At 60.4% G+C, this 24858-nt stretch carries 29 protein-coding genes; 15 read left to right on the top strand and 14 right to left on the bottom strand.

Annotated features, from left to right (window positions below):
* Positions 1–19 precede the first annotated feature (19 nt).
* Entirely contained in the window at positions 20–1501 is a 1482-nt protein-coding gene (locus tag ACXX9E_RS25110; RefSeq protein WP_123466573.1) for a methyl-accepting chemotaxis protein, read from the bottom strand.
* Between the two features lie 142 nt (positions 1502–1643).
* Positions 1644–2450, bottom strand: coding sequence for a TatD family hydrolase (locus ACXX9E_RS25105; protein ID WP_128616469.1), 807 nt, complete (start codon positions 2448–2450; stop codon positions 1644–1646).
* A gap of 236 nt (positions 2451–2686) precedes the next feature.
* On the opposite strand from ACXX9E_RS25105, the gene ACXX9E_RS25100 reads away from it, so the two are divergent.
* The 3 genes from ACXX9E_RS25100 to ACXX9E_RS25090 all read left to right on the top strand — a co-directional run bounded on the left by ACXX9E_RS25100 (position 2687) and on the right by ACXX9E_RS25090 (position 5212).
* A complete protein-coding gene (locus tag ACXX9E_RS25100) occupies positions 2687–4108 on the top strand; it encodes an MltF family protein (RefSeq protein ID WP_123466570.1) in 1422 nt (473 codons plus the stop codon).
* A 112-nt stretch (positions 4109–4220) separates the two neighbouring features.
* Positions 4221–4655, top strand: coding sequence for a DoxX family protein (locus tag ACXX9E_RS25095; protein WP_007908568.1), 435 nt, complete (start codon positions 4221–4223; stop codon positions 4653–4655).
* A 248-nt stretch (positions 4656–4903) separates the two neighbouring features.
* Complete coding sequence (locus tag ACXX9E_RS25090) at positions 4904–5212, top strand: class I SAM-dependent methyltransferase (protein WP_123466568.1); 309 nt, start codon at positions 4904–4906, stop codon at positions 5210–5212.
* A gap of 6 nt (positions 5213–5218) precedes the next feature.
* Here the strand turns inward: ACXX9E_RS25090 and greB are convergent, their stop codons facing one another.
* From greB to ACXX9E_RS25075, 3 genes are read right to left on the bottom strand one after another with little or no spacing between them, the layout of a single operon-like run.
* Positions 5219–5716 (bottom strand): transcription elongation factor GreB, encoded by a 498-nt coding sequence (greB, locus tag ACXX9E_RS25085; protein WP_123466566.1) that lies wholly within the window; start codon positions 5714–5716, stop codon positions 5219–5221.
* A gap of 34 nt (positions 5717–5750) precedes the next feature.
* Positions 5751–8255 (bottom strand): ABC transporter permease, encoded by a 2505-nt coding sequence (locus tag ACXX9E_RS25080; RefSeq protein ID WP_458556373.1) that lies wholly within the window; start codon positions 8253–8255, stop codon positions 5751–5753.
* Complete coding sequence (locus ACXX9E_RS25075) at positions 8255–8938, bottom strand: ABC transporter ATP-binding protein (RefSeq protein WP_007908572.1); 684 nt, start codon at positions 8936–8938, stop codon at positions 8255–8257. The genes ACXX9E_RS25080 and ACXX9E_RS25075 overlap by 1 nt, the downstream gene beginning before the upstream one ends.
* Positions 8939–8948: 10 nt before the next feature.
* Here ACXX9E_RS25075 and ACXX9E_RS25070 point away from each other — a divergent pair, with 10 nt between their 5' ends.
* The 3 genes from ACXX9E_RS25070 (at position 8949) to ACXX9E_RS25060 (ending at position 11026) form a co-directional block, all read left to right on the top strand.
* On the top strand, positions 8949–9554 hold the full coding sequence (locus ACXX9E_RS25070; RefSeq protein WP_186746473.1) for an arylesterase: 606 nt from the start codon (positions 8949–8951) through the stop codon (positions 9552–9554).
* A 57-nt stretch (positions 9555–9611) separates the two neighbouring features.
* Positions 9612–9905, top strand: coding sequence for a hypothetical protein (locus ACXX9E_RS25065; RefSeq protein ID WP_007955656.1), 294 nt, complete (start codon positions 9612–9614; stop codon positions 9903–9905).
* Between the two features lie 149 nt (positions 9906–10054).
* Positions 10055–11026, top strand: a complete 972-nt coding sequence (locus ACXX9E_RS25060; RefSeq protein ID WP_123466563.1) for a L,D-transpeptidase family protein — start codon at positions 10055–10057, stop codon at positions 11024–11026.
* 124 nt (positions 11027–11150) lie between these two features.
* Here ACXX9E_RS25060 and oprI read toward each other — a convergent pair whose 3' ends face one another.
* Positions 11151–11402: an outer membrane lipoprotei OprI gene (gene oprI / locus ACXX9E_RS25055; protein ID WP_025113130.1), complete on the bottom strand. Its 252-nt coding sequence runs from the start codon at positions 11400–11402 to the stop codon at positions 11151–11153.
* 640 nt (positions 11403–12042) lie between these two features.
* On the opposite strand from oprI, the gene ACXX9E_RS25050 reads away from it, so the two are divergent.
* Entirely contained in the window at positions 12043–12324 is a 282-nt protein-coding gene (locus ACXX9E_RS25050) for a GNAT family N-acetyltransferase (protein ID WP_003226804.1), read from the top strand.
* Between the two features lie 61 nt (positions 12325–12385).
* Here ACXX9E_RS25050 and ACXX9E_RS25045 read toward each other — a convergent pair whose 3' ends face one another.
* Complete coding sequence (locus ACXX9E_RS25045; protein WP_102900377.1) at positions 12386–13462, bottom strand: 3-deoxy-7-phosphoheptulonate synthase; 1077 nt, start codon at positions 13460–13462, stop codon at positions 12386–12388.
* A gap of 142 nt (positions 13463–13604) precedes the next feature.
* Positions 13605–14048 (bottom strand): PilZ domain-containing protein, encoded by a 444-nt coding sequence (locus ACXX9E_RS25040; RefSeq protein WP_123466561.1) that lies wholly within the window; start codon positions 14046–14048, stop codon positions 13605–13607.
* Here ACXX9E_RS25040 and ACXX9E_RS25035 point away from each other — a divergent pair.
* From ACXX9E_RS25035 to cysB, 5 genes are all read left to right on the top strand, one after another.
* Positions 14047–14433 carry a thioredoxin family protein gene (locus tag ACXX9E_RS25035; protein ID WP_222832349.1) on the top strand — a complete coding sequence of 129 codons (387 nt, stop codon included), beginning with the start codon at positions 14047–14049 and terminating at the stop codon, positions 14431–14433. The two genes, ACXX9E_RS25040 and ACXX9E_RS25035, sit on opposite strands and share 2 nt — an antisense overlap.
* Entirely contained in the window at positions 14430–15386 is a 957-nt protein-coding gene (locus tag ACXX9E_RS25030) for a putative 2-dehydropantoate 2-reductase (protein ID WP_458556372.1), read from the top strand. Before ACXX9E_RS25035 ends, ACXX9E_RS25030 begins: the two co-directional genes overlap by 4 nt.
* Before the next feature lie 31 nt (positions 15387–15417).
* A complete protein-coding gene (locus ACXX9E_RS25025) occupies positions 15418–16323 on the top strand; it encodes a 5'-nucleotidase (RefSeq protein WP_458556371.1) in 906 nt (301 codons plus the stop codon).
* 97 nt (positions 16324–16420) lie between these two features.
* Complete coding sequence (locus tag ACXX9E_RS25020) at positions 16421–16924, top strand: universal stress protein (RefSeq protein ID WP_123466554.1); 504 nt, start codon at positions 16421–16423, stop codon at positions 16922–16924.
* Positions 16925–17036: 112 nt separating this feature from the next.
* The gene (cysB, locus tag ACXX9E_RS25015) at positions 17037–18011 is read left to right on the top strand and encodes an HTH-type transcriptional regulator CysB (RefSeq protein ID WP_007908591.1); all 975 of its coding nucleotides are present in this window, start codon (positions 17037–17039) and stop codon (positions 18009–18011) included.
* A 9-nt stretch (positions 18012–18020) separates the two neighbouring features.
* On the opposite strand, the gene ACXX9E_RS25010 is transcribed toward cysB, so the two are convergent.
* The gene (locus ACXX9E_RS25010; protein WP_458556370.1) at positions 18021–18503 is read right to left on the bottom strand and encodes a GreA/GreB family elongation factor; all 483 of its coding nucleotides are present in this window, start codon (positions 18501–18503) and stop codon (positions 18021–18023) included.
* Positions 18504–18505: 2 nt separating this feature from the next.
* On the bottom strand, positions 18506–18913 hold the full coding sequence (locus ACXX9E_RS25005) for a hypothetical protein (RefSeq protein ID WP_222832352.1): 408 nt from the start codon (positions 18911–18913) through the stop codon (positions 18506–18508).
* Between the two features lie 124 nt (positions 18914–19037).
* On the opposite strand from ACXX9E_RS25005, the gene earP reads away from it, so the two are divergent.
* Both earP and ACXX9E_RS24995 read left to right on the top strand, forming a co-directional pair.
* Positions 19038–20180, top strand: a complete 1143-nt coding sequence (earP, locus tag ACXX9E_RS25000; RefSeq protein ID WP_458556369.1) for an elongation factor P maturation arginine rhamnosyltransferase EarP — start codon at positions 19038–19040, stop codon at positions 20178–20180.
* Between the two features lie 48 nt (positions 20181–20228).
* Positions 20229–20798, top strand: a complete 570-nt coding sequence (locus ACXX9E_RS24995) for an elongation factor P (RefSeq protein ID WP_123466546.1) — start codon at positions 20229–20231, stop codon at positions 20796–20798.
* Between the two features lie 119 nt (positions 20799–20917).
* Here ACXX9E_RS24995 and ACXX9E_RS24990 read toward each other — a convergent pair whose 3' ends face one another.
* From ACXX9E_RS24990 to ACXX9E_RS24980, 3 genes are all read right to left on the bottom strand, one after another.
* On the bottom strand, positions 20918–21337 hold the full coding sequence (locus ACXX9E_RS24990; RefSeq protein WP_007964807.1) for an organic hydroperoxide resistance protein: 420 nt from the start codon (positions 21335–21337) through the stop codon (positions 20918–20920).
* Positions 21338–21656: 319 nt separating this feature from the next.
* On the bottom strand, positions 21657–22112 hold the full coding sequence (locus tag ACXX9E_RS24985) for a MarR family winged helix-turn-helix transcriptional regulator (protein ID WP_458556616.1): 456 nt from the start codon (positions 22110–22112) through the stop codon (positions 21657–21659).
* A 72-nt stretch (positions 22113–22184) separates the two neighbouring features.
* Positions 22185–23141, bottom strand: a complete 957-nt coding sequence (locus tag ACXX9E_RS24980) for a LysR family transcriptional regulator (protein ID WP_458556368.1) — start codon at positions 23139–23141, stop codon at positions 22185–22187.
* Between the two features lie 110 nt (positions 23142–23251).
* Here ACXX9E_RS24980 and ACXX9E_RS24975 point away from each other — a divergent pair, with 110 nt between their 5' ends.
* A complete protein-coding gene (locus ACXX9E_RS24975) occupies positions 23252–24001 on the top strand; it encodes a sulfite exporter TauE/SafE family protein (RefSeq protein WP_177490676.1) in 750 nt (249 codons plus the stop codon).
* Here the strand turns inward: ACXX9E_RS24975 and ACXX9E_RS24970 are convergent.
* Complete coding sequence (locus tag ACXX9E_RS24970) at positions 23991–24845, bottom strand: LysR substrate-binding domain-containing protein (RefSeq protein WP_177490677.1); 855 nt, start codon at positions 24843–24845, stop codon at positions 23991–23993. The genes ACXX9E_RS24975 and ACXX9E_RS24970 overlap by 11 nt on opposite strands.
* Positions 24846–24858: the final 13 nt, after the last annotated feature.

The raw sequence follows: 24858 nt of genomic DNA, 5'->3' as shown, positions 1-24858 counted from the left end.
CTTGCCCGCGATGAGTCCTTCAGAGTTTGAGTTGGCCTATCGCCTTGCTTAACTCCCCAGCCAACGTCGCCAATTCATTACTGGTCGTCGCTGAATCCACGGTCTGCTGCACAGTGTTCTCGGTCACATCCCGAATGCTCACCACCGCCCGATTCATCTCTTCCGCCACCTGACTCTGCTGCTCCGCAGCCACCGCAATCTGCGTGTTGCTCTCGCGCATCTGCGCCACGGCACCGGTGATTTCCGCCAGCGCTTCACCGGCCGCTTGCGCCTGTTGCACACAGTCATCGGCCTTGTACGAACTCTCCTGCATGAAATCCACCGCGTCGCGTGTGCCGGCCTGCAACGCCGAGACCATGGTGGTGATCTCGTCCGTCGAGGTCTGCACCCGTTTCGCCAGATTGCGCACTTCATCGGCGACCACGGCAAAGCCACGGCCCATCTCGCCGGCACGCGCGGCTTCGATGGCGGCGTTCAGCGCCAACAGGTTGGTCTGTTCGGCGATGCTGTGGATCACGCTGACCACGCCGTTGATCTTCTGGCTGTCTTCGGCCAGACGCTGAATCATCTCGGCGGTCTGCTGCACGCCGCTCGATAACCCGGCGATCGAATGCTGCACCCGGGCCACCACTTGCTGGCCGCTGCCGGCCAGGCCATCGGCGGTCTGCGACAGGTCACGGGTGGCACCGGCGTGTTGGGCGATGTGGTAAACGGTGGCGGTCATCTCGTTGATGGCGGTGGCGGCCTGATCGGTTTCGCTCTGTTGCCCGAGCATGCCGTGGCGCACTTCGTTCATGCTCGACGCCAGCCGCGCCGCGCCGACATCCAGTTGCCGCGCCGTGTTGGCAACGGTGGTGACCACCCGTTGATAACCGGCCTGCATCGCGTTGAACGCATTGGCCATCTGCCCGACTTCATCTTTGCAGGCCAGCGGCACCCGAGCGGAGAGGTCACCGCTTTTCTCGACATGCAGCATCACGTCTTTCAACGTGTTGAGCTGGCTGAGCAGAAAGCGGATCAGCAACTGCGAAGCGCCGAGCATCGCCAGCATCAGGATAAACACCGCCACCGCGTAGTTGGCGAATCGCTCGCTGAACACCTGACTCAGGCTCGGGCCATAGGCAATCACGGCGACGTGCTGACCGTCGGCGCGGCTGAACACTTCGGCGCCCATCAGCGGGTTGTCACCGAACAGCGGCATCGGATTGATCTCGTTCCAGCCGTTGCTGTCGGTGACCTCCAGCAGCGGCTGATCATTGAGGCGGGGCGCTTCGCCGCGTTTGAAGGTCAGTACCTGATCGGCCTTGGGCAGGGCTTGCCCGGCCGGCCAGGCCTTGAGCAACTGCGCCTGAGCCTGAGCGGACGCTTGCGCGGCGTGGCTGCGAGCCTGCTGTTCAAGTTGCACGGCGTACAAGACCAACAGCAGGGTGGTGACAAAGGCGACCGCGTTAACCGCCCAGAATTTGTATTTCAGCGAGATATTGCTAAGCCAGGCACCCATGGAGGTCTTCTCTGATAGCGGAAACAGCATTGGCAAGGTGCCATTATTGTGCCGCTATGCAGACTGGAAGATCTTGATATGAGTCAACAGACGATCAGGTCCCGCCCGTGTAGGAGTGAGCCTGCATTGAGTTTTTAGGGTGTCAGGGAAGTGTGGGTAAACCGTAAAACACGCGGGCACACGCCGTGGTATGCGCCGCCAGATCTTCCTCGGTCTCACCTCGATGCAACGCCACTTCGCGCAACACCTCGGTCAGGTAGGCCGGTTCATTGCGGCCGTTTTTCGGTTTCGGCCGCAGGGTGCGCGGCAGCAAGTACGGCGCGTCGCTTTCCAGCATCAGCCGTCCGCGCTTGATCTCTTTGACCAGCGGGTGCAAATGCGTGCCCCGGCGCTCATCGCAGATCCACCCGGTGATGCCGATGTGCAGATCCAGATCGAGGTAACTGAACAACGCCTTTTGCTCGCCGGTGAAGCAGTGCACCACGGCGGCCGGCAGTTGATCGCGGAAGTCTTTGAGAATCTCCAGCAGGCGCTGGCTGGCGTCGCGCTCATGCAGGAACACCGGCAACTGCAGTTCAGCGGCCAGCGCCAGCTGTTCTTCGAGGACTTTTTCCTGCTGTGGGCGCGGCGAGAAATCACGGTTGAAATCCAGTCCGCATTCACCCACGGCGACCACGTTGTTCTCTTGCAACAGACTGCGCAAACGGCGGGCGCTGTCGGCGTTCCAGTCGCTGGCCGAATGCGGATGGATGCCGGCGGTGGCGAACAGGCGCTGAGCGCTTTCATCCAGTTGCTGGCACAGTTCCAGGGCCTGTTGGCTACCCTCGACGCTGGTGCCCGTCAGTACCAGTTGGCAGACCCCGGCAGCGTAGGCGCGGTCGAGTACGGCCTGGTGTTTGTCGGCGAAACTTGGGTTGGTCAGGTTGACGCCGATATCGATGAGTTGCATGGTTGCTACCTCGGGCCGAAGGCCGGAAAGCATACCAGAGCTGTAGATTCATAAGAAAAGCCAAGAACTACAACGAGTTATAGCTGTCTTTTGATGCCGCGACGCAGTCCGGGTTGGCAGCAATGCCATCACTGTGCCAGTCTCTCGCACTTTGTCAGCGCTCCAGGCGCTCTGTTTTCGTCGGTGATTTCGACCGTTCAGCGGTGAAATTACCCCGTATTCTTTCCGGAGAGTGGATGGTTCGTCCCTCGATGTTGCTCCTGTTGTGTGGTTCGCTGCTGCTGCCGATGACGGCGGTTGCGCGCCTGCCCGGGCCGCTGCAAGCCGTACCGGCGGCCAAGGTGCGTGACTTGTCCGAGATTCGCAGCAGCCGCGTCTTGCGCGTGCTGGTCAACCAGAGCCGCAACAGCTCCGGTGAAGTTCAAGGGCAGTCCATCGGTGTCGAATACCATCGCCTGCGCGCCTTCGAGCAATACCTCAATGGCCACGCCCGTGACGGCCAGGAAATCACCCTCAAGATCATTCCCAAGGCCAAGGATCAGCTGCTGGGCGCGTTGCAGCGCGGCGAGGGTGATCTGGTCGCACCGGGTGAGTTGCTTGAACTGCAACCGGGCCATGCGGTGGCCAGCAGTGAGCCGATCGCCAGCAACGTGCCACTGGTGCTGGTCGGGATCAAGGGCGAGCGGCGTTACACCAAGGTCGAACAGCTCTCCGGCAAGACCCTGGCGTTGCCGACCGGCAGTGCGGCGGGGGAGGCGGTCAGTCAGCTCAATCAGAAACTGGCGCTGCACAAACTGGCGCCAATCAAGATCGAATGGGTCGACCCGACGCTGGCGGTCGAAGATGTGCTGGAGATGGTGCAGGGCGGCATCTTCCACCTGACCATTGTCGAGCAACCGATTGCCGAGCGTTGGGGCAAAATCTTGCCGAAGCTGCGTTTCGACCGGCAACTGATGATCAGCGAGCCGGGAGAGGAATACTGGTTCGTGCGTCGCGATGCTTCGATGCTGCGGGCGAGCGTTGATCGTTTCCTCAGCGGTTACAAAAAACCGTCGAACGAAGATGCGGCGTTTCTGCGTATCTATCGGCGGCTTTACCAGGTTCACTATCCACTGGCCAGGGCTGATCGCCAGCGCCTGGAAAAACTGCGCCCGACCCTGCAAAAACATGCCCAGGCGCAGAACATGGACTGGTTGAACCTTGCCGCGCTGGCGTTCAAGGAATCGGCGCTGCAACCCAGCGCCCGCAGCGGCAGCGGCCCGACCGGGTTGATGCAAATCACGCCGTCCGCCGCCCAGCGCGTGGGTGTCAACAATATTCAGAATCTAGATGCCAACGTGCAGGCCGGCGCCAAGTACCTGGCGATGATCCGTCGCAAGTTCTTCAACAGCCCCAAGCTCAATGAGCGCGAGCGCATGGCCTTCACCCTGGCGGCCTACAACATCGGTCCCGAACGTGTGCAGGGCATGCGCGCCGAAGCCCGGCGGCGTGGGCTGAACCCCAATCAGTGGTTTTTCCAGGTCGAACGCATCGCCATGGAGCAAGTAGGAATGGGGCCTGTCAGCTATGTTAATAGCGTGAACAAGTATTACTTGGCGTTCGACCGGGAGCGGGAGTCGTTGGAGCCCGGGGCGCAAAAAATCGTCTCACGGAAATGATCTAATAAACTGATTGTTATGGCGGAATATTTGCGCTTTTAACATGAAATTTACTGATTAATATAGCGGCCAACCAACACACACAACTTCTCGCAAAAACAAGGAATGCCCCATGAGCTCTCTGATCAACAAAGTTCTGTTCACCCGCGCCGGCTACGGTCTGACCATCCTGCGCATCGCTGTCGGCGTGATCTTCGCGGCTCACGGTTCGCAAAAACTTTTCGGTCTGTTCGGTGGTTACGGTCTGGCGGGCACGGCGCAGTACATGGACAGCATCGGTCTGCACCCGGGTTACCTGATGGCCACACTGGCCGGCGGTACCGAGTTCTTCGCCGGGCTGGCGCTGATCATCGGTCTGCTGGTGCGTCCGGCAGCGCTGGGTCTGACCTTCCTGTCGCTGGTGGCCATCTTCACCGTGCACATCAGCAACGGTCTGTTCATGGCCAACAACGGCTACGAGTTTGCCCTGGCGTTGCTCGGTGGCAGCCTCGCAGTACTGATTGAAGGCGCCGGCAAGCTTTCGGTGGATCGCGCCATCGCCGGTTAAGCGCTCTGGCTCAAGCAACAGGCCCGCATTGTGCGGGCCTTTTTTGTTGCGGCTGATTCTTGACACCCATCGGTCACGTTCTCTAGGATGTTGCTCATGCGCCGATTTAAACAGCTACTTGCGGGGCGCCAGGTGACTCAGACAGTTGCCGTCAGAAGCCGGAACAGGGCTTCGAAATACCGCTAAAGCGCTGGTTCGGTGTTGCCTCTCACCTGCCATGCAGACTTTTGAGGCAGAGACACAACACGATGAATGCACTACGCCCTCCAGCACGTCCAGCGCCGATCACCGCGCATATCACCCAGCGCAACCCGAAAATCCTGCTTGGTGGCAAACATCAGCCGACGCTGTTGCGTTATCTCGATGGCTGGCCACGTCGCAGCGGCGGTCCTGCCGCGTTCCTGATCCAGTTTGTCGAAGACGGCGAGTCACTGGCACGCTTTGCCAGCGACAGTTTCGACCTGGCCGTGATTCAGGCGCCCAGCGCGGCAGATGCTGCGGAAATGATCAAACAGCTGACCCGTGTTGCGCGGCAGGGACTGATCACCCGTGGTTGAAATGCGTTACGGGTAGTCGATCGCCACGACATAGACGAATTGCTCGCCAGTCGGCGTCTGCACCCGCACTTCGGCGTCCAGCGCCTTGCCGATCAAGGCGCGGGCCAGCGGTGAGTCGATGCTGATCAAACCCAGCTTCAGATCCAGTTCATCCGGACCGACGATGCGGTAGCGCGACTGCTTGCCGTCTTCGTCTTCGATGGTGACCCAGGCGCCGAAATAGACCTTGTTCGGATCGCTGGGTTTTTCGCTGACGACCTTCAAGGCTTCCAGGCGCTTGGTGAGAAAACGCACGCGACTGTCGATCTCGCGCAGCATCTTCTTGCCGTAGGTGTACTCGGCGTTTTCCGAGCGATCACCCTGCGCCGCCGCCTCACTGACCGATTGCGTCACCTGCGGGCGGCGCACATGCCACAACTCATGAAATTCGGCGCGCATCCTTGCTTCACCTTCAGGGGTGATCAGCGCGGTGCCGGCGGTGCGGGGAGGGCGATAACGGCTCATGGCAAGTTCTTGTGATGGAGAGTGCTTGAGTCTATCAACCCTCGCGCAACACTGTCAGCGGGCTCGCGTTCAACGCGCGCCGGGTGCCGAACACTCCAGCACCGCCAATCAAGGCCGCGCCAATCAGTGGCAATAACAGCAACCACGGGTGCGGATGCCACGGCAGATCGAAGGCGTAGCGGTACAGCACCAGGCTCACCACTTCCGAACCGATGGCCGCCAGCAAGCCGCTCACGGCGCCGAGCAAACCGAACTCGATGCGCCGCGCCTTGATCAGCAACCGCCGTTCCGCGCCGAGTGCGCGCAGCAACGCACCTTGGCGGATACGTTCGTCCAGGGTTGCCTGCAATCCGGAAAACAGCACCGCCATCCCCGCCGCCAGCACGAACAACAACACGTACTCCACCGCCAGCGTGACCTGGGCGAGGATGCTGCGCAGATGTTCGAGCAGCGCTTCGACCTGCAGAATAGTCACTGCCGGGAACGCCCGCGACAGCTCGATGATCTGCTGATCGTGGCCGGGAGCCAGATAGAAACTGGTCAGGTAGGTCGCAGGCAGATCCCTCAAGGTGCCGGGCTGGAAGATCATGAAGAAGTTTGGCTGGAAGTTGTCCCAATTGATTTCACGCAGGCTGGTGACTTTCGCCTCTCGGTTGACCCCGCCAACGCTGAACACCAGGTGATCGCCCAGTTTCAGCTTGAGGCTCTCGGCGACTTTGCCTTCCACGGAAACGCCAGGAATCTCGTCGCCCGGCTGATCCTTCCACCATTCCCCGGCGGTCAGCTTGTTGCCGGCCGGCAGGTCGGCGGCCCACGTCAGACTGAGATCGCGCTGAATGGCGCGGTCGCCGGCCGAATCCTTGCTGACGATCTGCTGCACCGCTTCGTCGTTGATGCTGATCAGGCGTCCTGGCACCACCGGGTACAGGGGCGCTGCTTGCGCGGACACATTGACCAAACGATCGGTGAAGGCCTGTTTGTCCGCCGGCAGGATGTTCAGGGCAAAGTAGTTCGGGGCGTTTTTCGGCAACTGGTTCTGCCAGGTGTCGAGCAGTTCACCACGCAGCAGGGCGATCAAGGCCATCGACAACAGAATCAAACCGAACGCCAATGCTTGCCCGGCGGCGGCCAGTGGATGACGCAACAACTGGCCAAGGCCCAGGCGCCACGGCAGGGAGGCGCGGGCCAGCAGGCGGCGCAAACTGTTGAGCAGCAACAGTAGCAATCCACCCAGAATGACCGCCGCTACCACACCGCCGCCGAGCAGGGCGAAGGTCAGCAGCAGGTCCAGGCTCAGGCGCCACATGATCAGGCCGAGGGCGCCCAGGGCTGCGCCGTAAACCATCCAGGTGCTGGAAGGAATCGGCAGCATGTCGCGGCGCAGTACGCGCAGCGGCGGTACACGTCCCAACGCGGCGAGCGGTGGCAGGGCGAATCCGGCCAGCGCCACCAGTCCGGTGCCGATCCCGGCAATGGCCGGGAACACTCCGCCCGGTGGCACATCACTCGGCAGCAGGTCATGCAGCAGCGCGAACAGACCCAGTTGCGCCAGCCAGCCGAGCAGCGCGCCGCTGAGGGCGGCAAGCAGCCCGAGCGCCGTCAGTTGCAGGCTGAACAACACCATGGTTTCCCGGCGCGACAGACCCAGGCAGCGCAACAAGGCACTGGCGTCGAAGCGGCGACTGGCAAAGCGATTCGCCGACAACGCCACGGCCACCCCGGCCAGCAGCACCGCCACCAGACTGGCCATGTTCAGATAACGCTCGGCTTTGCCCAGCGCGCCGCCAATCTGCCGATTGCCGTCACGGGCATCCTGAATCCGCTGGTTCGCCGCCAGCCCCGGTTTGATCAATTGCCGATACGTTTCCAGCGCCTGCGGTTCACCGCGCCAGAGTTCGCGGTAGCTCACGCGACTGCCGGGCTGGACCACGCCAGTGGCGGCGAGGTCATCGAGGTTGATCATGACCCGTGGCGTCAGGCTGTAGAAGTTGCCGGCGCGGTCCGGTTCGTAGGTCAGCACGCGCGTCAGCTTCAACGTCTTCATGCCGACGTCGATGCTGTCGCCGATCTTCAGGTCCAGTGCGGTCAGCAGGCGCGCCTCGACCCAGGCCTCACCGGGTTGCGGTTCACCGCCGGACGCTTCGACAGCGAATGGCGCCGGGGCGCTCTTCAGTTCACCGCGCAAGGGATAGGCGCGATCGACCGCTTTGATGCTCGATAGCTGAATGCCGTTGTCGGTAGCAATGACGCTGGAAAACTCCACGACCTGCGCGTGATTCAAGCGCAGCTCGGTGCCGCTGCGGATCTGTTCCTCGCGTGCCGGCGAGCTGCCTTCCAGCACCAGGTCGGCGCCCAGGAACTCGGTGGCGCGCATCATCATGGCGCCATTGAGGCGGGCACCAAAGTAGCCGATGGCGGTACTGGCCGCCACGGCGACCACCAGTGCGAAGAACAACACGCGCAACTCCCCGGCGCGGGCATCGCGCAGCAGTTGGCGAATGGCGAGGCTGAACAGGCGCAACAGCGGCAGACGTGCCATCAAGGCTCCAGAGGGGCGACCAACAGCCCGGCTTCAAGTCGGATCAGACGCCGGCAGCGATGGGCCAGGCGTTCGTCATGGGTCACCAGCACCAGGGTGGTGCCGCGTTCCTTGTTCAATTCGAACAGCAAGTCGCTGATGCGCTCGCCGGTGTGGCTGTCGAGGTTGCCGGTGGGTTCGTCGGCGAACAGCACATCCGGCTCGGCAGCGAACGCACGGGCAATGGCTACACGTTGCTGTTCGCCACCGGAGAGCTGGCGCGGCGAATGTGTCAGGCGCTGGCCGAGACCCACGCGCTGGAGCAATTCGGTCGCACGTTCACGGGCGTCTTTGCGGCCATCGAGTTCCAGCGGCAGCATGACGTTTTCCAGTGCGTTGAGGCTGTCGAGCAACTGGAACGACTGAAAGACGAAGCCGACGTGCTCGGCACGGATGCGCGCGCGCTGGTCTTCGTCGAGATTGCTCAGGCCCTGGCCGGCGAGAATGACTTCGCCGCTGCTCGGCAGGTCGAGGCCGGCGAGCAGGCCGAGCAGGGTGGATTTGCCGGAACCGGACGCGCCGACGATGGCCAGGCTGTCGCCCTTGTTCAGTTCCAGGCTGAGTTCGTGCAGGATAGTCAGTTCACCTTCCGCGCTGGGAACCACTTTGCTGAGGTTCTTCGCGGTGAGAATGCTTGCGCCCATGGAGAATCCGATGCGTGTGTGGTTTTTGAGTGCTGGCCTGGCCCTGACGTGCATGGCCCAGAACGCAGCGGCGGGTACTGTCCTGATCGTTGGCGATAGTATCAGCGCCGGTTTCGGACTGGATACCCGGTTGGGGTGGGTATCGCTGCTCGAGCAACGGCTCAAACAGGAGGGTTTCGACGATAAAGTCGTTAACGCCTCCATCAGCGGCGACACCAGTGCCGGAGGCCAGGCACGGCTGCCGGCGCTGCTTGCAGAGCATAAGCCGGAACTGGTGATCCTCGAGTTAGGCGGCAACGATGGCCTGCGCGGAATGCCGCCAACGCAATTGCAACAAAACCTTGCGGCGATGATCGACAGCTCGCGCCAGAGTGGCGCCAAGGTGCTGTTGCTCGGCATGCAGCTGCCTCCCAACTACGGCAAGCGCTACACCGATGCCTTTGCCGAGGTTTACGGCAAACTCGCCGACGAGAAGAAGATCCCGCTGGTACCGTTTTTCCTCGACGGCGTCGGCGGTCATCCGGACCTGATGCAGGCCGATGGTCTGCACCCGGCAGCCGGGGCTCAGGGCAAGTTGCTGGAAAATGTCTGGCCGACGCTAAAACCGCTGTTATGAGGCTTTTCTAGTGGCAGGCTTTCGGCTAATGTGGCGCCCCCTTATTTGGAGCCCCCAATGCCGCGTTCTGCCTGGTCCCTGTTTGCCTACCAACTGATCGAGCCTGACGAACAGCTGGATCTGTTCGCCTGCCAGGAAGTGCGGGTGCATCTGGTGACCCGTCAGCTGGAACTCGGCGGCTCGGCGGATCGCACCTTGTGCGGCAGTCTGCTGCCGGCGCAACCACGCTGGTCGAGCGTGGATCGCCGGGTGTTCCAGGATCAGCGCCTGTGTTCGTTGTGCCGGGCAATTCTGGAATCGCAGAAGCGCGGCACCTCGCCGATCTGGCCCGAGTTGCGTTTCGAACTCTAAGCTGCCCGGCGAGGCGTCCGGTGCGGGAGCGGGCTTGCTCCCATCCAAAGCACCTTGTCGCCTGCTGCGGGGTGGTCTCCCCGAATTCCCAAGGTGCGGTGTACAATCGCGCACTTATACCCTTGATGATCATGCAAAGGATTTTCCGGATGTTGCCGCGCTTTCCTGCCGTCACCCGCTGCCTGTCACTTGCCGCCCTGTGTGTGGCCGGTCCCGTTGCTGCATTGGAGTTTCCCCTGCCACCCCCCGGTGAAGACATCATCGGTCAGGTCCAGGTGATCAAAGCCAAGTACGAAGACACCTTCGCTGACCTGGGAACCAAATACGATCTGGGTTATTCGGAAATGGTCGCGGCCAACCCGGGCGTCGATGCGTGGTTGCCGGGCGCCGGTACCGAAATCGTCCTGCCGACGCGCTTCATCCTGCCGCCGGGGCCGCGCGAGGGCATCGTGATCAACCTCGCCGAATACCGCCTCTATTACTACCCGAAAGGCCGCAACGTGGTGTACACCTTCCCGTTGGGTATCGGTCGTGAAGGCTGGGGTTCGCCAATCGCGCACACCTCCATCACTGCGAAGACGCCGAACCCGACCTGGACGCCTCCGGCCTCGATCAAGGCCGAGCACGCCGCTGACGGCGATCCGTTGCCGAACGTGGTGCCGGCCGGCCCGGATAACCCGCTGGGGCCGTTCAAGTTCACCCTCGGCACGCCGGGCTACCTGATCCACGGTTCGAACAAGAAGTTCGGTATCGGCATGCGCACCAGTCACGGCTGCTTCCGCATGTTCAACAACAACGTGCTGGAGATGGCCAGCATGGTGCCGGTCGGTACTTCGGTACGCATCCTCAACGATGCCTACAAGTTCGGCCGCAGTGGCGGCAAGGTCTACCTGGAAGCGCACACGCCGATCGACGACAAGGGCAACCCGTCGGTGGTCGACAAGCACACCGCGGTGATCAACGCGATGCTCAAGCGTGACGACATCACCAACAACCTGCGTATGAACTGGGATGTGGTGCGTGATGTGGTCGCGGCTGAAGATGGCTTGCCAACCGAGATCGGCACGCCGAATACCTCGGCGCCGATTGTCTCGAGCGCGCCGATCGACCTGCAGCAGTAAGGTCTGGTCCGAACCCGTCGATGCGTCAGGCGTCGACGGGTTTTTTATTGCCCGGACGAAAGTGCGGGCAATAAAAAAGCCGACCCAAAAAATGGGTCGGCTTGATAACAATCCCGAGGGATTATTACTTGCGGCTAGCTTTGTCCAGCATACGCAGAGCACGCTCGTTAGCTTCGTCAGCAGTCTGTTGTGCTTTTTGAGCAGCAGCCAGAGCTTCATCAGCTTTACGGTATGCTTCGTCTGCACGAGCCTGGGCGCGAGCAGCTGCGTCTTCAGTAGCGGTCAGACGTGCTTCGGTTTCTTTCGATGCGCTGCTGCAACCGGTAGCCAGAACTGCGGCCAGAGCCAGAGCAGAGAATTTCAGAACGTTGTTCATCGTGTTCCCCTTCAAGGACTTTCAAATTAAGTGGCTGTCTCCTCACGATTGAGGAAATAGCCGGCGTACATACTACCCATTACTTGTAGTAAGTAAACTGACGTAGCGCAAGAAGCAAAAAAAATTGTAGGCGTTGATTCTTTTTCGAGCAACTTTTAACAGGTTGTATAAAAAACACCCAGCTGCAAGCCCCGCGCCGAGCGAGTTAATGAGAAAAAGTTCCCTTGGCCGCGTGCTGTTTTCGCAGTCTTGGCTAAAGTCTGACTAGATGACTTCGTCTACACTTTTGTTTCGGTTTTGCGTGCTGCTTCGCTTATCTTTGTCCATGTTGAGGTGACTTTAAAAAAGGCGCTGCGTCTTAAGTCTCAACATCCGGCAATGTTCAGGTGCATCGATCGGGATGAGGGTCTCCCGCACGATCCCTGCGTCCAACGGAGCAACCCCCCGTCAACCACCCGTGATGACGAGTGCACCTTGAGCATTTTTGCCAATGGTGCCTACTATTTATCAGGTGCTCGGTTGCGCGAGATCGGTGTGGCTCTTCTCGGTGTCCATCAGGCACGGGGTGGCGTAGTTGTTCCTTCGCCGGAAAAACATCGGTAAGGTAGGGGTCAGAATCCAAGACCCGCGAGGAGTAGTGATGAGCGAGGCGTTGTCCATCCACCATGACCAGGCTGGTCATCAGTTCGAGACCAATGTGGACGGTCATCGTGCCTACCTGACATACATGGATCTGGGGAAACAGACCCTGGATATCTATCGCACGTTCGTGCCCAATGCCTTGCGTGGTCGTGGCATTGCCGCAGCGCTGACGGAAAGCGCGCTGCAGTACGCCGAAGAAATGGGCTACACGGTGATTCCGTCGTGCTCCTACGTCGAGCGCTACATGGAACGTCATCAGCGCCGCGCCGCGAAGATCTAATCGAACACACACAAAAACGCCGGGCAATGCCCGGCGTTTTTTTATGCCTGCGAAACCTGGATCAGCTGCGCTGACGTTTCGGCAACACGTCCTTGAGCTTGGCGTGCATGCTGCGCAGGGTGTTCTCGGTGGCGGACCAGTCGATGCAGGCATCGGTGATCGACACGCCGTATTGCAGGTCGGCGAGGTCTTTTGGAATCGCCTGGCAACCCCAGTTCAGGTGACTCTCGACCATCAGGCCGATGATCGACTGGTTACCTTCGAGGATCTGGTTGGCGACGTTTTCCATCACCAGCGGCTGCAAGGCCGGATCCTTGTTGGAGTTGGCGTGGCTGCAATCGACCATGATGTTCGGCTTGATCTTCGCCTTGTCCAGCGCCTGCTCGCACAGGGCGACGCTGACCGAATCGTAGTTCGGCTTGCCGTTACCACCGCGCAGCACCACGTGACCGTAGGCGTTGCCCTTGGTGGTGACGATCGACACGCCACCTTCCTGGTTGATACCGAGGAAACGGTGCGGGCTGGACACCGACTGCAGCGCGTTGATCGCCACGGTCAGGCCGCCATCGGTGCCGTTCTTGAAGCCAACGGCCGAAGACAGGCCGGAAGCCATTTCACGGTGGGTCTGGGATTCGGTGGTGCGCGCGCCGATGGCCGACCAGCTGATCAGGTCCTGCAGGTACTGCGGGGAGATCGGGTCGAGGGCTTCGGTGGCGGTCGGCAGGCCTTTTTCGGCCAGATCCAGCAACAGCTGGCGACCGATGTGCAGACCGTCCTGAATCTTGAACGAGTCGTCGAGGTACGGATCGTTGATCAGACCTTTCCAGCCGACGGTGGTGCGCGGCTTCTCGAAGTACACCCGCATGACCAGATACAGGGTGTCGGAGACTTCCTCCGCCAGCACCTTGAGGCGATCGGCGTATTCGTGGGCGGCCTTGATGTCGTGGATCGAACACGGGCCGATCACTACGAACAGACGGTGATCGGTGCCATCAAGAATGTTGCGAATGACTTCGCGGCCCTTGGTGACGGTGCGCAGGGCAGCGTCGCTCAGAGGAATATCACGCTTGAGCTGATCGGGAGTGATCAGGGTCTCGTTAGAGGCGACGTTTAGGTCGTTGATCGGTAAATCAGCCATCGTTTACTCGTCAGGTCACGGGTGCCGGCCGCCAGCGATCCCCGCGCGGCGGAGCACAGCAGATTTAAGCGCGTCGGGGAGCGGAACCTTAGCGCGTCAGACGCTGCTCGACAATGGGCACGTAACGCTTTAGAAAACTGCGTCAGTCCGGCACAGGCTGGGCGAAAGCCTTGCGCACGCTGTCGTGGGAGAACTCGTCGGCATGCTGTTCGACCCATTGCAGGGCCAGTGCCTGAATATCCTGCAGATCTTCGTGGGCGTCGTTCATGCGGCAGAAACGCTCGATCTGACACACTTGCTCACCCATTCTTGCGCTGAACAGCGTCTGTTCGTCAGTGAAGGCGATCCCCACCAGATAACCTTTTTTGCGCCGCAGACACCACGCCACGTAGCCCGGATAGCAGATATCGGCATTGAGCGTCGGCATGCGCACTTGCAGCGCCGTGCCGTGGCGCCAGGCGCGGTGGTAATTGCAAGCGATGCCGCCGAGGCTGATAGTGTGCAGCTGTTGCCTGGAAATACACTCAGGCTTGAGCAAGGTTAATTCAACCGGCACCTCGTCCGGATGAGGAATGAAACGTCCCATGAGCACAGACTCCCTGTGTCGGCCATTTGACATTGTTTCCCCCAGTATAGTGGTCGAATCCGAGCTGACCGATTTCGACGCCGACCAGCGGCTGCTGGCAATGAGCGGCGTTTCCCTGGTGATTTTCACCAGTGTCGGCTGTGCCAGTTGCCGTTATGCCCGCGAGGTGTTGCCGGGACTCGATCTGGCAATCGATCAGTTGTGCTGGATCGATGCCGGCGACAACGGCGGGTTGGTCGAGCGTTATCAGGTCTTTCATTTGCCGGCGTTGTTTGTGGTGCGCGACGGCGAGTTCTTTGGAGCATTGCACACGCGCCTGACGGCCGATGCTCTCAACGGGGCATTGGTGCAGGCACTGGGTCGAATTGCAGAGGAGTTGCCATGATGGGGGCAGTGAACAAACCGGTGGTGGGGATTATCGGTACCGGTGCGATTGGCGGTTTCTACGGTGTGATGCTGGCGCGGGCCGGCTTCGATGTGCACTTTCTGTTGCGCAGCGAGTTCTCGGCGGTGGCCGAGCGCGGCTTGCAGGTGAACAGTGCGGTGCATGGTCCGCTGACGTTGCATCCGGTACAGGCCTATGCAGCGGCCGAAGACATGCCCCAGTGCGACTGGCTGCTGGTCGGCGCCAAGACCACCAGCAATGCCGGTCTGGCACCGTCGATCATTCAGGCGGCGAAGCCTGACGCGAAGGTGCTGGTGCTGCAAAACGGCCTCGACGTCGAAGACAGTTTGCGTGAGCTATTGCCCGAGTCCCTGCATCTGCTGGGTGGGCTGTGCCTGATCTGCGTGCATCGCGAGGAGCCGGGGCAGATCACGCATCAGGCTCTGGGCGCGGTCAACGTCGGTTATCACAGCGGTCCGGCGCTGGAGAATGCCGCACGCATGGCGCTGGTCGAGGAGGGCTCCAGCCTGTTCCGTGCGGCGGGCATCGAGTCGCAAGCGATGCCCGATCTGCATCAGGCGCGCTGGCAGAAGCTGGTGTGGAATATTCCCTACAACGGTCTGTCGGTGCTGCTCGGCGCCGGCACCGCACCGCTGATGGCCGATGCCGACAGTCGCGTGCTGATTCAGGCATTGATGGCCGAAGTGGTGCAGGGCGCCAAGGCCTGTGGCCACGACATGCCGCCGGGCTACGCCGACTACCTGTTCACGATGACCGAGAAAATGCCTGACTACTGGCCGAGCATGCACCACGACTTTGTGCACAAACGTCCGCTGGAGCTTGAGGCGATCTACGCCCGGCCACTGGCGGCGGCCAAGGCGGCGGGTCTCGAACTGCCGCGTATCGACGCGCTGTATCGCAGTCTTTGTTTTATCGACCGACGTAACGTTTAGGTCGATTTTTGTGTAAGGGGTGGGGGAAGGCATGGCCAAGAACATCGATGACAAACTGGTGCTGGCGATCTCGTCGCGGGCCCTGTTCGACCTGAGCGAAAGCCACAAGGTTTACCTGTCGAGCGGCGTCGAAGCCTATCGGCAATATCAGATCGAACACGAAGACGAAATCCTCGCGCCGGGCGATGCCTTCCCGCTGGTGGAAAAGCTCCTGAGCCTCAACAGTCGCCTCGGCCGCGCGCGGGTCGAGGTGATTCTGGTGTCGCGCAACAGCGCCGACACCGGCTTGCGGGTGTTCAACTCGATTCACCATTACGGCCTGGCCATTTCCCGCGCAGCCTTCGTCGGCGGGCGCAGTCCTTATCCGTACCTGAAGGCCTTCGGTTGCGACCTGTTTCTCTCCACTCACGCCGAGGACGTGCGCGCGGCGCTGGATGCCGGGTTCGCGGCGGCGACGATTCTGTCCGGCGGCGCCAGCCGTGCGGCGAGCGACGAATTGCGCATCGCATTCGACGGTGACGCAGTGATTTTTTCCGACGAGTCGGAGCGCGTCTATCAGTCTGGTGGGCTGGAAGCGTTTCAGGCCAAGGAGCGTGAGTCGGCGCGTGAGCCTTTGCGCGGCGGACCGTTCAAAGGCTTTCTCGCTGCGCTCAATCTGTTGCAGCGCGAGTTTCCCGACGACGCGTGTCCGATTCGCACGGCGTTGGTCACCGCACGTTCGGCGCCGGCCCATGAGCGCGTCATCCGCACCTTGCGCGAATGGGATATCCGTCTCGATGAATCACTGTTTCTCGGCGGCCTGAGCAAATCGGCGTTTCTTGAAGCGTTTGCTGCCGATGTGTTTTTCGACGATCAGACCGGTCACTGCGAACTGGCCCGTGAAGTGGTCGCCACGGGCCACGTGCCCCATGGCATCAGCAACGAACCGCCGGTCTAAAGCCCTGTGGTTCAAGACGTTGCGTCGCCCGTCGTAGTCGCCAAGGCACTGCTAAGCTGAATCAAATCTCCGCCATGTTGGCACGCGAGGAGGTCATATGATTCGTTCGATGTTGTATGCCACTGACCTCGGTCTGTACGCACCGTTAGTGATGCAGCATGCCCTGGCGCTGGCGCGAACGTTCAATGCCGACCTGTATGTGGTGCATGCCGTGGAGCCGATGGGGCTGTTCGCCGAATCGGTGTTGCAGAGTTATCTCGACGAGCAGGCACTGAACGAATTCCACAGTCAGGGTCTGAAAACCGTCATCGCCAGTATCGAGCAGCGCGTGCTGGAAAGTTTTCGCGAAGAACTGGGTGAAGAGGGCGAGCAGGATCTGCAGCGCATTTGTGCCGTGCGTGTGCTGCAGGGCGATCCGTCGCAGGTGATTCTGGACCAGGTGCAGAAACTCTCTGTCGATTTGCTGATCGTAGGAAGTCACAGCCACGGGGTGGGCGCAGAAACGCCATTGGGGCGCACGGCGGCCCGGGTCCTGCAATTGGCCAAGGTGCCGGTGTATCTGGTGCCCTTGGTGGAGCGTCGGCGGCGGGAGGATCGCTGAGCAGGAATAATGGTCTTTTGATAAAAAAGTTCTAGATTTATTCTTCAAACCATTAATATAGTTATATACCAACGCTGATGCCCGTGGCGTCTACCTGCTTTGAGGGATTCATATGAAGCTTCAACAATTGCGCTACATCTGGGAAGTGGCGCACCACGACCTCAACGTTTCCGCTACAGCCCAAAGCCTTTACACCTCGCAACCGGGCATCAGTAAACAAATCCGCTTGCTGGAAGACGAACTCGGCGTCGAAGTGTTTGCCCGCAGCGGCAAACACCTGACTCGCGTCACGCCGGCCGGCGAGCGCATCATCACCACTGCCGGTGAGATTCTGCGCAAGGTCGAAAGCATCAAACAGATTGCCCAGGAATTCTCCAACGAGAAAAAGGGCACCCTGTCGATTGCCACCACGCACACTCAGGCGCGTTATGCGCTGCCGCCGGTGATCAGCAATTTCATCAAGCAATACCCGGACGTGGCGCTGCACATGCACCAGGGTTCGCCGATGCAGATCGCCGAGATGGCCGCTGACGGTACCGTCGATTTCGCTATTGCCACCGAGGCGCTGGAGTTGTTCGGCGATCTGGTAATGATGCCGTGCTACCGCTGGAACCGTTGCGTGGTCGTGCCGCAGGGTCACCCGTTGACCAAACTGCCGAAACTGACGCTTGAAGCGCTGGCCGAATACCCGATCGTGACTTACGTGTTCGGGTTTACCGGCCGTTCGAAACTCGACGAAGCCTTCAGCCATCGTGGCCTGACGCCGAAAGTGGTGTTCACCGCCGCCGACGCCGACGTGATCAAAACCTACGTGCGTCTGGGTCTGGGCGTGGGCATCGTGGCGAAGATGGCGGTCGACACCAAACTCGACAACGACCTGGTAGTGCTGGATGCCAGCGAGCTGTTCGAGTCGAGCATCACCAAGATCGGTTTCCGTCGCGGCACCTTCCTGCGCGGCTTCATGTGCGACTTCATCGAGAAGTTCGCGCCGCACCTGACCCGCGAAGTGATGGCCAAGGCCATTCAGTGTCACAACAAGCAGGAACTGGAAGAACTGTTCGACGGCGTCGAACTGCCGGTTCACTAAGCGGTTGTCCTACAGCACCTCGGTGACAGCGAACTGTTGCCGGGTGCCCGCCACCAGAATCTCCACCTCATCGCCCTCGAATTTGCCCAGCAGGTTGTTGCCCAGCGGCGAGCGCGAGGTGATGACGGTTATCGGCTGACCCACCACATCGACTTTCAGGCCCGCCGCATCCGGCGCCAGAAACAGCCATTGTTCGCGACCCTTTTCGTCCTCCAGACCGAGCAGGGAGCCGACCTCGATGCCACGGCTTTCGTCGTAGGCACGCAACGTCAGGTTCTGGCACAGCGCCAGTGACTGGCGAATTTCCTCGACTCGTTTCGCCTGACCTGCTGCCAGATACGACGCTTCCAGTCCGAGGGTGTCGTACTTGTTTTCGGCGATGTTTTCTTCGTGGGTCGCGGTTTCGTAAGCGGTTTGCGCGGCGCGCTCGGCGATGTCGAGGTCAACGCGCAGTTTGTCGAGAATCAGTTGGTGGACGATGTGTTTGTTCATGATCAATCGCAGAATTGCAAAACATTGGCGCGGCTCTTTTCGCTCGGCGCGGTCTGGTCCTGTTGCAGCCAGAACTGGCATTTAGGATTTGACTGGTTGCGCGTGTTACCGCGTGCCTGATCCAGTCGCGCCTGTTGTTCGTTCTTGCGCAGGTTCTCTTCGTACTGCTCGAACAGCGGGCTTTGCGGTGGACTCTCCGGTTGGACCTGGACGGCCGGCGGATTGGCCAGTTGCTGTACCGCCTGGGCGACCGGCGCCAATTGTTCCTTGAACAGCACAGGCGCGAGCAGCCAGCAGGTCAGCGCAATGGCCAGGAACCCCAGCCACATGCCCAGGGCAATACTGCCGGTCAGGCGCAGCGCGCTAAGCTGGACAGGCAAGGGGCGACGCGGATTGGGGCGATAGGGCATGGCTGCCTCCTGGCGGATGGTTGCGGGCAAGTGGCGATTGTCGCACGAAGATTAATCGCCGTCGGCTCTTCTGCGCGAGGTCATTTATGCGGACAATCGCGGCTTTTGCCAACGGGAGTCTTGAATGTCGGATCTGAAAACCCGCTGGGATATTTTTTGCACCGTGGTCGACAACTATGGCGACATCGGCGTGACCTGGCGTCTGGCCCGGCAACTGGTGGCCGAGCATTCACTGACGGTGCGCTTGTGGGTCGATGATCTGCGTGCCTTCGAGCGTATGTGCCCCGAGATCGATATCCATGTCGCGCAGCAATGGCAAGAGGGCGTCGAGGTGTGCCACTGGCCGAGCGAGTGGACACAGGCGCAAGCCGCAGACGTGGTGATCGCCGCGTTTGCCTGTCAGTTGCCGCCTGCGTACATGGATGCCATGGCCGAGCGCCAACAGCCGCCGCTGTGGATGAACCTCGATTACCTCAGTGCCGAAGACTGGGTCGTCGGTTGTCATGGTTTGCCCTCGGTGAAATACAAATCGGTGCAGAAGTTTTTCTTCTTCCCCGGGTTTCAGCCGGGCACCGGTGGCTTGCTGCGTGAACGCGGTTTGCTTGAGCGGCGTCGGCAATTTCAACAGGACGCCGCTGCACAGCGGCAATTCCTCGACAGTCTGGGGATCGTTCGCGCACCGGGCGCACAATTGATTTCATTGTTCGCCTACGAGAACACCGGTCTCGCCAGCTGGCTGGATGTGCTGGCCGCCGATGACGAGCCCACCCACCTGCTGGTGCCGGAAGGGCGAATTCTCGGTGATGTTGCGCAATGGCTCGGGGTCGATTCGCTGGCCGTCGGCGACCTCAACGTGCGTCAAGCGCTGACCGTGCAGGTGCTGCCGTTCGTCCGTCAGGATCAATACGATCACCTGCTCTGGTGCTGCGATTTCAACGCGGTGCGGGGTGAGGACTCGTTCGTGCGGGCGCAGTGGGCGGGGCGGCCGATGCTCTGGCACATCTATCAGCAGGACGAAGACATCCATCTGGACAAGCTCGACGCGTTCCTCGCGCTGTATACGAAAGGGCTTTCACCGGCCGCCGCTGAGGCGATGAACGGTCTGTGGCGGGCGTGGAGTGCCGGTCAGCCGATTGGCGATCACTGGCTCAACGCCCGCAAACATTGGCCAGAACTGCAGGAAAACGCCGAAGTGTGGTGTCTGGAACAAGGCTTGCAGGCCGATCTTGCCGCAGCGCTGGTAAGGTTTTACCTAAATTGGATATGATACGCGGCCTAGATTTTTGTAAATCCCATCCAAATTCGGATATTCGCAATGAAAACTGGTAAAGAACTCAAACCCGGTACCGTGATCCGTATCGACAACGATCCTTGGCTGGTTCAGAAAGCTGAATTCACCAAGTCGGGCCGTAACAGCGCGATCATGAAGACCAAGCTGAAGAACCTGCTGACCGGTTACAAGACCGAAACCGTTTACGGTGCGGACGACAAACTGGACGACGTGATCCTGGATCGCAAAGAAGCCACCCTGTCTTTCATCAGCGGTGACTCCTACACGTTCATGGACACCACCGACTACACCATGTACGAGCTGAACGCTGAAGACATCGAAGCTGTTCTGCCATTCGTGGAAGAAGGCATGACCGACGTTTGCGAAGCCGTGTTCTTCGAAGAGCGTCTGGTTTCCGTAGAACTGCCGACCACCATCGTGCGTCAGGTTGACTACACCGAAGGTTCCGCTCGCGGTGACACTTCCGGCAAGGTGATGAAGCCTGCCAAACTGAAGAACGGTACCGAGCTGTCGGTTGCTGACTTCATCGAAATCGGTGACATGATCGAGATCGATACCCGCGAAGGCGGTTCCTACAAAGGCCGTGCCAAATAAGCATCGCTTTTCGCGGAAAGAAAAAGCCCGACCATTGAGTCGGGCTTTTTTGTGGCTGCGATTTGAGTTTCACGCAATCCCCTGTAGGCGAAGGCCGACATTGGGATTTGCGTATGGCTTCAGACGGTGGTGTGCAGACGCACGTCAACGTTGCCACGGGTAGCGTTGGAGTACGGGCAGACCTGATGCGCCGCTTCGACCAGGCTCTGTGCATCGGCCTGTTCCAGACCCGGCAGGCTGATGTGCAGGTCGATGTCCAGACCGAAACCGCCCGGGATCTGGCCGATACCAACGTGCGCGGTGATCGAGGCGTCGTCAGGGATCTTGCGTTTGGTCTGGCTGGCGACGAATTTCAGTGCGCCGATGAAGCAGGCCGAGTAGCCGGCAGCGAACAGTTGCTCAGGGTTGGTCGCAGCACCGCCGGCACCGCCGAGTTCTTTCGGGGTGGCGAGTTTGACGTCGAGGATGTTGTCGCTGGAGATCGCACGACCATCACGGCCGCCGGTGGAGGTTGCGATTGCGGTGTAGAGCGTTTGCATGGTGTGAGCCTCGTTGAGTGTATTTGTGCGCTAATTGTTTGCGCGCTAACTAAGTGCGAGGTGAATGTAGCTCGCTAATATTTAGTGCGCAAGATATTTTTTTGAGAAATGTTCGCTTCGACGCTAAAGCACGCGCCCGGTTATCCTGGAAAGCGCTGTTTAGACGGGTTGGCGGGGAAGTCAGGCGTGAAAAAATATTTTTCAGACAACGAAATCACAGGTAGGAGCGAGCCTGCTCGCGATATCGGTGTCACAGTCAGTACGATGGCGCTACTGATATCGCGAGCAGGCTCACTCCTACAGTGGAACTAATGGCGGGTCAGATCAGGCTGCCCTGCAGATGGCTACGCAGCGCCTGTAACTCCGCTTGCAGCTTCTGCAGGCGTTCCAGGGTGAAGCCGCTGGCGCCCAGGATGCATTGCGGAATGGTTTGCGCCTTGTCGCGCAGCGCACGACCCTGTTCCGTCAGTTCGACGATCACCACGCGCTCATCTTCGCGACTGCGTGTGCGGCTGAGCAAGCCTTCGCTTTCCAGGCGCTTGAGCAATGGCGTCAGCGAGCCCGGATCGGTCAGTAGTCGAGCGCTGATTTCTCCGACGGTCAAACCATCCATCTCCCACAGCACCATCATCGCCAGGTACTGCGGATAGGTCAGGTTCAAGACCTGCAACAGCGGCTTGTAAACCTTGGTCATCATCAGCGAAGTGGAGTGCAGGGCGAAGCAGGCCTGGTTATCCAGCAGCAGGTCCTCGCAGGTATCGCGTTCGGAAGTCATGTCAAAGCCTTGTTCGAGAATGGTCATGAATCTAGCGCCCGAACCTTTAATGCGCCAGATAATTTTCCCGTCCTAGTGCCGGCCCAGCTCGCGCTGCAGCGCCAGATCCCAGGGCGGCACCGGGCTAAACCGCGTTTTGAGGTATTCCAGCAGCAAACGGCTGCGCGAATGGGTTTGCTGTTCCATGCGTAATGCGTAGATACCGGTGGATTCCGGTTCCGGCAGACCGTGTTCGCAGAACAGCGGCAACAACTCACCGCGCAGCAGGTATTCGCTCGCCAGCCAGGTCGGCAGGTGTGCAACGCCCAATCCGGCCAGAGCGCCACACACCAGCGCTTCGGCATTGTTGGCACTCATGCGGATGCGACCCGGCCGATGCAGTTGCATCTGGCCGTCCTGCTCGAAGCGCCAGGCGAAAGGCGGGGCGAGGCCGTCCCAGTCGAGGCCGTCGTGTTCGGATAACTGTGCCGGAGCACTCGGTAAGCCTCGGCGCTTGAGATAGTCCGGGCTGGCACAGGCGATGCGCGCAATACTCGCCAGCGGGGTGGCGACCAGTCGGGTGTCAGCCAACTGCCCGGCTCGCAACACCAGATCGACCTTGCCCAGATTCGATCCGGCCATATCGACAAAGCTGTCGATCAGGTGCAATTGCACATCCAGCCCCGGGTAGAGGACGAGAAAGTCGGCAATCACTGGCGCCAGATGCCGTCGTCCGAAGGCTGCCGGCGCGTCAATACGGATCAGGCCTTCCGGCGCGCTGCTCAGGGACACGGCCTCGGCCCGGGCCAGTTGCAACTCGGCAATGATGCGCCGCGCCCGTTCGGCGAACGCCAGACCCGCGGGGGTGGCCAGCACGGCGTGGGTGCTGCGGATGAATAATTGGCTGCCGACTGCACTTTCGAGGCTGTCGATACGCCGCGCGACCGCCGATGGTGTCAGCGGATGGCGCCGCGAGGCGGCGGAAAAGCTCCCGCTTTCCAGTACATCGAGAAACAGTCCGAGTTGCTCGGTCAATTGGTTGGGGTTCATGAAAAAGCTACGCCTGTGCGAAATCTGCATAGCCATTGTGCGTCGCTGTGCGTTTCCCCGCCAGCCGTGACTGCGTAGGATGATTCGCCTGACGTAAGAGGAATTCGCCTGTGATGGAGTTTTTGTTGTACCTGTTGTTCGGTGCCGCCCTCGGTACGCTTGGTGGCATCTTCGGCATTGGTGGCGGCTTGATCGCGATCCCGCTGCTGGGCGTGTGGTTCGGCCTTGATCAGCAGATCGCTCAGGGCACCGCATTGGTCATGGTGGTGCCGAATGTGATGCTGGCGTTGTGGCGCTATCACCAGCGCAATCGCATCGAACTGCGTCATGCGATGCCGTTGGCGGTCATGGGCTTTTGCTTTGCCTGGCTCGGCTCGATCTGGGCGGTGGGTATCGACGCGCAAACCATGCGCATCGGTTTTGTCGCATTTCTTGTGGTGCTGTCGGCCTATAACTTGCTGAAGATGTTCGGCAAGCGTCCGGCGGCGACGTCCGAAATGCGTTACTCCTGGCCTTGGCTCGGCGTGCTGGGAGCGGCCTCCGGGACCATGGGCGGTTTGTTCGGTGTCGGCGGGGCAGTGGTGGCGACGCCCGTGCTGACCAGCCTGTTCGGCACCACTCAGGTGGTCGCTCAGGGTTTGTCGCTGGCCCTGGCATTGCCGAGCACCGGGGTCACGCTGGTGACGTACGCGGTGCATCATGAAGTGGACTGGATGATCGGCTTGCCGCTGGCCATCGGTGGTCTGGCCAGCATCAGTTGGGGGGTGAAGGTCGCCCACGCGATGCCGGAAAAGCTCTTGCGCGGGCTGTTTTGCGGTTTTCTGGTGCTGTGTGCGGTGATGCTCGCGTTTAAAGTTTGAAGCCTTCGACGATGTGCTCGGCCAGGCACTCGGTGATCGGCGACGGATTGTTCAGGTTGCGGATCAGCATGATGCTTGCCTCGGGTAACAGTGGCAGATCTTCGTTGGCGCCGAGAATGCGCATGTCCGGAGTGATCAGGCTTTCCAGCTGCGCGGTGATCGCCAGGCCGGCGCTCACCACCGCCATCAGCGCCGACAGGCTGGTGCTGTTATAGGCGATGCGGTATTCGCGGCCCATCGCGTCCAGTGCGTTGCAGGCCCACAAACGGCAAAAACAGTCACTGTTGAACATCGCCAGCGGCAGCGGCGTCTGTTCGTGAGCACTGAAGTTCTGTGCCTCGGCCCAGACAAAACGCTCCTTGCGCAACAACTGGCCAATCTCGTTGCCCGGCTCGCGAGTCACGATCGACAAGTCGAGATCGGTGCGCTGCAGCAGCTGTCGGGTCGATTCGCAATGCACTTCGATCTGGATCAGCGGATAGAACTGCGCAAACCGCGAGAGGATCCCCGGCAGAAAACGCATCACGTAATCATCCGGCGTGCCGATGCGCACCGTGCCGACCATGTGCGGCTCGCGCAATGTGTTGAACACTTCGCTGTGCAACTTGAGGATGCGCCGCGCATACCCGAGCAAGACCTGGCCCTCGGCAGTCAGGCGCACCTGGCGACCATCACGCTCGAACAACTGGCGCTGCAACACGTCCTCTTCCAGACGCTTCATCTGCATGCTCACCGCCGACTGTGTGCGGTTGACCATTTCGCCGGCGCGGGTGAAACCGCCCTGATCGGCAATCGCGACAAAGGTGCGCAGGACATCGGTATCAATACTGGGGTAGGCCGACAATTGATGAATCTCC

The organism is Pseudomonas sp. GNP014, assembly GCF_054344005.1.
The sequence above is the reverse complement of the archived record's forward strand: the minus strand, read 5'-3'. Positions and strand labels throughout refer to the sequence as shown.

What these genes read in the sequence shown, in the direction of transcription:
- ACXX9E_RS25110 (WP_123466573.1), bottom strand. Translation starts at nt 1,501, where the DNA reads ATGGGTGCCTGGCTTAGCAATATCTCGCTGAAATACAAATTCTGGGCG.
- ACXX9E_RS25105 (WP_128616469.1), bottom strand. Translation starts at nt 2,450, where the DNA reads ATGCAACTCATCGATATCGGCGTCAACCTGACCAACCCAAGTTTCGCC.
- ACXX9E_RS25100 (WP_123466570.1), top strand. Translation starts at nt 2,687, where the DNA reads ATGGTTCGTCCCTCGATGTTGCTCCTGTTGTGTGGTTCGCTGCTGCTG.
- ACXX9E_RS25095 (WP_007908568.1), top strand. Translation starts at nt 4,221, where the DNA reads ATGAGCTCTCTGATCAACAAAGTTCTGTTCACCCGCGCCGGCTACGGT.
- ACXX9E_RS25090 (WP_123466568.1), top strand. Translation starts at nt 4,904, where the DNA reads ATGAATGCACTACGCCCTCCAGCACGTCCAGCGCCGATCACCGCGCAT.
- greB (WP_123466566.1), bottom strand. Translation starts at nt 5,716, where the DNA reads ATGAGCCGTTATCGCCCTCCCCGCACCGCCGGCACCGCGCTGATCACC.
- ACXX9E_RS25080 (WP_458556373.1), bottom strand. Translation starts at nt 8,255, where the DNA reads ATGGCACGTCTGCCGCTGTTGCGCCTGTTCAGCCTCGCCATTCGCCAA.
- ACXX9E_RS25075 (WP_007908572.1), bottom strand. Translation starts at nt 8,938, where the DNA reads ATGGGCGCAAGCATTCTCACCGCGAAGAACCTCAGCAAAGTGGTTCCC.
- ACXX9E_RS25070 (WP_186746473.1), top strand. Translation starts at nt 8,949, where the DNA reads ATGCGTGTGTGGTTTTTGAGTGCTGGCCTGGCCCTGACGTGCATGGCC.
- ACXX9E_RS25065 (WP_007955656.1), top strand. Translation starts at nt 9,612, where the DNA reads ATGCCGCGTTCTGCCTGGTCCCTGTTTGCCTACCAACTGATCGAGCCT.
- ACXX9E_RS25060 (WP_123466563.1), top strand. Translation starts at nt 10,055, where the DNA reads ATGTTGCCGCGCTTTCCTGCCGTCACCCGCTGCCTGTCACTTGCCGCC.
- oprI (WP_025113130.1), bottom strand. Translation starts at nt 11,402, where the DNA reads ATGAACAACGTTCTGAAATTCTCTGCTCTGGCTCTGGCCGCAGTTCTG.
- ACXX9E_RS25050 (WP_003226804.1), top strand. Translation starts at nt 12,043, where the DNA reads ATGAGCGAGGCGTTGTCCATCCACCATGACCAGGCTGGTCATCAGTTC.
- ACXX9E_RS25045 (WP_102900377.1), bottom strand. Translation starts at nt 13,462, where the DNA reads ATGGCTGATTTACCGATCAACGACCTAAACGTCGCCTCTAACGAGACC.
- ACXX9E_RS25035 (WP_222832349.1), top strand. Translation starts at nt 14,047, where the DNA reads ATGAGCACAGACTCCCTGTGTCGGCCATTTGACATTGTTTCCCCCAGT.
- ACXX9E_RS25040 (WP_123466561.1), bottom strand. Translation starts at nt 14,048, where the DNA reads ATGGGACGTTTCATTCCTCATCCGGACGAGGTGCCGGTTGAATTAACC.
- ACXX9E_RS25030 (WP_458556372.1), top strand. Translation starts at nt 14,430, where the DNA reads ATGATGGGGGCAGTGAACAAACCGGTGGTGGGGATTATCGGTACCGGT.
- ACXX9E_RS25025 (WP_458556371.1), top strand. Translation starts at nt 15,418, where the DNA reads ATGGCCAAGAACATCGATGACAAACTGGTGCTGGCGATCTCGTCGCGG.
- ACXX9E_RS25020 (WP_123466554.1), top strand. Translation starts at nt 16,421, where the DNA reads ATGATTCGTTCGATGTTGTATGCCACTGACCTCGGTCTGTACGCACCG.
- cysB (WP_007908591.1), top strand. Translation starts at nt 17,037, where the DNA reads ATGAAGCTTCAACAATTGCGCTACATCTGGGAAGTGGCGCACCACGAC.
- ACXX9E_RS25010 (WP_458556370.1), bottom strand. Translation starts at nt 18,503, where the DNA reads ATGAACAAACACATCGTCCACCAACTGATTCTCGACAAACTGCGCGTT.
- ACXX9E_RS25005 (WP_222832352.1), bottom strand. Translation starts at nt 18,913, where the DNA reads ATGCCCTATCGCCCCAATCCGCGTCGCCCCTTGCCTGTCCAGCTTAGC.
- earP (WP_458556369.1), top strand. Translation starts at nt 19,038, where the DNA reads ATGTCGGATCTGAAAACCCGCTGGGATATTTTTTGCACCGTGGTCGAC.
- ACXX9E_RS24995 (WP_123466546.1), top strand. Translation starts at nt 20,229, where the DNA reads ATGAAAACTGGTAAAGAACTCAAACCCGGTACCGTGATCCGTATCGAC.
- ACXX9E_RS24990 (WP_007964807.1), bottom strand. Translation starts at nt 21,337, where the DNA reads ATGCAAACGCTCTACACCGCAATCGCAACCTCCACCGGCGGCCGTGAT.
- ACXX9E_RS24985 (WP_458556616.1), bottom strand. Translation starts at nt 22,112, where the DNA reads ATGACTTCCGAACGCGATACCTGCGAGGACCTGCTGCTGGATAACCAG.
- ACXX9E_RS24980 (WP_458556368.1), bottom strand. Translation starts at nt 23,141, where the DNA reads ATGAACCCCAACCAATTGACCGAGCAACTCGGACTGTTTCTCGATGTA.